Origin of the sequence: Pseudomonas sp. ARP3 (assembly GCF_001029595.1) — a bacterium.
Classification (GTDB): Bacteria; Pseudomonadota; Gammaproteobacteria; order Pseudomonadales; family Pseudomonadaceae; genus Aquipseudomonas; species Aquipseudomonas rhodesiae.
Genome location: NZ_LEKF01000057.1, coordinates 1 through 3379, shown reverse-complemented (window position 1 = coordinate 3379; position 3379 = coordinate 1). Strand labels below are relative to the sequence as shown.

Below are 3379 nucleotides of genomic sequence, written 5' to 3'. Positions count from 1 at the left end.
GGCGGCCGCAAAAACTGAGTGCAACACCTGACCTTTCCGGTACGGTGCTGCCACTATGTCCTATCACGAACTCAGTATCCCCGAACGTGCGACCCTTCAACTCGGCCTTGCCCAAGGTTTCAGCCAGCGGCGAATTGCCCGGATGCTCGGCCGCTCCCCCTCGACCATCAGCCGGGAGCTGCGCCGCAACCGGGCCCCTGGCACCCGCTACCAGGCCTGTGCTGCCCAGCAGCAGATGCAGGTCCGCCGCCAGGTCTGCAGGCCTCAGTGCAAGCTGCTGCCGGGCAGTGAGCGCTTCGAGCTGGTCGTCCATATGCTGCGTGAGGGTTTGTCTCCCGAGCAGATTGCCGGCAAGCTGCGCAGCATGAACATACCCAGCCTCAGAGAGGCCTACGTCTGCCGCGAGACGATCTATAACGCGATCTACGCCCTGCCGGTCGGTGGCCTGCGCAAGGAGCTGATCATCTGCCTGCGCCAGGGCAAGACGAGTCGCAGGCCGCGCTCTGGCGGCGTCGATCGGCGCGGCCAGATCCCTGAAATGCTCAGCATCCACGTGCGCCCGCCGGAGGTCGAAGACCGGCTGATGCCAGGCCATTGGGAGGGCGACCTGATCAAGGGCAAGGCCAATGCCTCGGCGGTGGGCACCTTGGTGGAGCGTACCAGCGGCTACCTGATGCTGATCAAGATGGCCGACGCGACGGCGACCTCGGCGCTGGAGGGCTTCAGTGCGGCGCTCAATGGCATGCCGCTGGCGGTGCGCAAGAGCATGACCTACGACCAGGGCCGGGAGATGGCGCGGCACGCCGAGATCACCCAGCGGACCGGGGTGGCGATCTACTTCTGCGACCCGCACAGCCCCTGGCAACGCGGCAGCAATGAGAACATCAATGGACTGATCCGCCAGTACCTGCCCAAGGGCACGGACTTGTCGGTGCATAGTCAGGAAGCCCTGGACGCCATCGCTTTGCAACTGAATATGCGACCGCGCAAACGCTTCGACTTCAAATGCCCGATCGAGGTGATGGGCGAAGTGATGCAAGAAGCCGTGGTGATGCGGCATGATGCTCCCGCTTCAATTCAATAACCGTGTTGCACTCAGATCCTGCAACCGCCCNCTGTGAAGACGACATTCGCCGAAAATTCGAATTTCTCAACTAAGAGAACTCACAAATTTTACCTTAGCCTGATCCGTCACCAGTGAAAGTAACGTTCAGTCTATCTTTCTATCACATACCCAAATTTTTAAAGAACGAACTAGTCAAAGACTAGAAATCAACATTCACCATCGACACGATGGAATGCTCATTTCTAAGCTTTATACAAACAGAAGCAGTAGTGGTGGAGCCAAGCGGGATCGAACCGCTGACCTCCTGCGTGCAAGGCAGGCGCTCTCCCAGCTGAGCTATGGCCCCGTATTTCTACAGGCGTTTCCCACACAAAATTGGTGGGTCTGGGCAGATTCGAACTGCCGACCTCACCCTTATCAGGGGTGCGCTCTAACCAACTGAGCTACAGACCCAATTTCGGGCTGCTTCTTTCGTCTTCTTCAATGAATCAAGCAATTCGTGTGGGAACTTATGGAGCAGCTGATGTCGTCGATTAAGGAGGTGATCCAGCCGCAGGTTCCCCTACGGCTACCTTGTTACGACTTCACCCCAGTCATGAATCACACCGTGGTAACCGTCCCCCCGAAGGTTAGACTAGCTACTTCTGGTGCAACCCACTCCCATGGTGTGACGGGCGGTGTGTACAAGGCCCGGGAACGTATTCACCGCGACATTCTGATTCGCGATTACTAGCGATTCCGACTTCACGCAGTCGAGTTGCAGACTGCGATCCGGACTACGATCGGTTTTATGGGATTAGCTCCACCTCGCGGCTTGGCAACCCTCTGTACCGACCATTGTAGCACGTGTGTAGCCCAGGCCGTAAGGGCCATGATGACTTGACGTCATCCCCACCTTCCTCCGGTTTGTCACCGGCAGTCTCCTTAGAGTGCCCACCATTACGTGCTGGTAACTAAGGACAAGGGTTGCGCTCGTTACGGGACTTAACCCAACATCTCACGACACGAGCTGACGACAGCCATGCAGCACCTGTCTCAATGTTCCCGAAGGCACCAATCTATCTCTAGAAAGTTCATTGGATGTCAAGGCCTGGTAAGGTTCTTCGCGTTGCTTCGAATTAAACCACATGCTCCACCGCTTGTGCGGGCCCCCGTCAATTCATTTGAGTTTTAACCTTGCGGCCGTACTCCCCAGGCGGTCAACTTAATGCGTTAGCTGCGCCACTAAGAGCTCAAGGCTCCCAACGGCTAGTTGACATCGTTTACGGCGTGGACTACCAGGGTATCTAATCCTGTTTGCTCCCCACGCTTTCGCACCTCAGTGTCAGTATCAGTCCAGGTGGTCGCCTTCGCCACTGGTGTTCCTTCCTATATCTACGCATTTCACCGCTACACAGGAAATTCCACCACCCTCTACCATACTCTAGTCAGTCAGTTTTGAATGCAGTTCCCAGGTTGAGCCCGGGGATTTCACATCCAACTTAACAAACCACCTACGCGCGCTTTACGCCCAGTAATTCCGATTAACGCTTGCACCCTCTGTATTACCGCGGCTGCTGGCACAGAGTTAGCCGGTGCTTATTCTGTCGGTAACGTCAAAACCATCACGTATTAGGTAACGGCCCTTCCTCCCAACTTAAAGTGCTTTACAATCCGAAGACCTTCTTCACACACGCGGCATGGCTGGATCAGGCTTTCGCCCATTGTCCAATATTCCCCACTGCTGCCTCCCGTAGGAGTCTGGACCGTGTCTCAGTTCCAGTGTGACTGATCATCCTCTCAGACCAGTTACGGATCGTCGCCTTGGTGAGCCATTACCCCACCAACTAGCTAATCCGACCTAGGCTCATCTGATAGCGCAAGGCCCGAAGGTCCCCTGCTTTCTCCCGTAGGACGTATGCGGTATTAGCGTCCGTTTCCGAACGTTATCCCCCACTACCAGGCAGATTCCTAGGCATTACTCACCCGTCCGCCGCTCTCAAGAGAAGCAAGCTTCTCTCTACCGCTCGACTTGCATGTGTTAGGCCTGCCGCCAGCGTTCAATCTGAGCCATGATCAAACTCTTCAGTTCAAACATCTTTGGGTTTTTAAGAAACCCTAAACTTGGCTCAGCAATCGTTGGTTACATCTTTGATTTCTCGCGGAGTAACTTGTGATGCTGATAATCTTGTTGACTATCAGTCTGACTCCACAAGCACCCACACGAATTGCTTGATTCAGTTGTTAAAGAGCGGTTGGTTAAGATCTTTCGTCTCAACCGAGGCGCGCATTCTACAGCAGCCTCATTTGCTGTCAAGTGATTATTTTCAGAAG

At 55.2% G+C, this 3379-nt stretch carries 1 protein-coding gene, 2 tRNA genes and 1 rRNA gene; 1 reads left to right on the top strand and 3 read right to left on the bottom strand.

The features are described 5' to 3' along the window. Window positions 1–55: 55 nt before the first annotated feature. A complete protein-coding gene (locus tag ABX75_RS27965; RefSeq protein WP_011711660.1) occupies window positions 56–1084 on the top strand; it encodes an IS30-like element ISShes10 family transposase in 1029 nt (342 codons plus the stop codon). A gap of 252 nt (window positions 1085–1336) precedes the next feature. Here the strand turns inward: ABX75_RS27965 and ABX75_RS27960 are convergent. The 3 genes from ABX75_RS27960 to ABX75_RS27950 all read right to left on the bottom strand — a co-directional run bounded on the left by ABX75_RS27960 (window position 1337) and on the right by ABX75_RS27950 (window position 3137). Then, a tRNA-Ala gene (locus ABX75_RS27960) sits at window positions 1337–1412 on the bottom strand. Window positions 1413–1442: 30 nt separating this feature from the next. Further along, window positions 1443–1519 (bottom strand) — tRNA-Ile (locus tag ABX75_RS27955). 81 nt (window positions 1520–1600) lie between these two features. Continuing rightward, window positions 1601–3137, bottom strand: a 16S ribosomal RNA gene (locus ABX75_RS27950). Between the last annotated feature and the right edge of the window lie 242 nt (window positions 3138–3379).

What these genes read in the sequence shown, in the direction of transcription:
- ABX75_RS27965 (WP_011711660.1), top strand. Translation starts at nt 56, where the DNA reads ATGTCCTATCACGAACTCAGTATCCCCGAACGTGCGACCCTTCAACTC.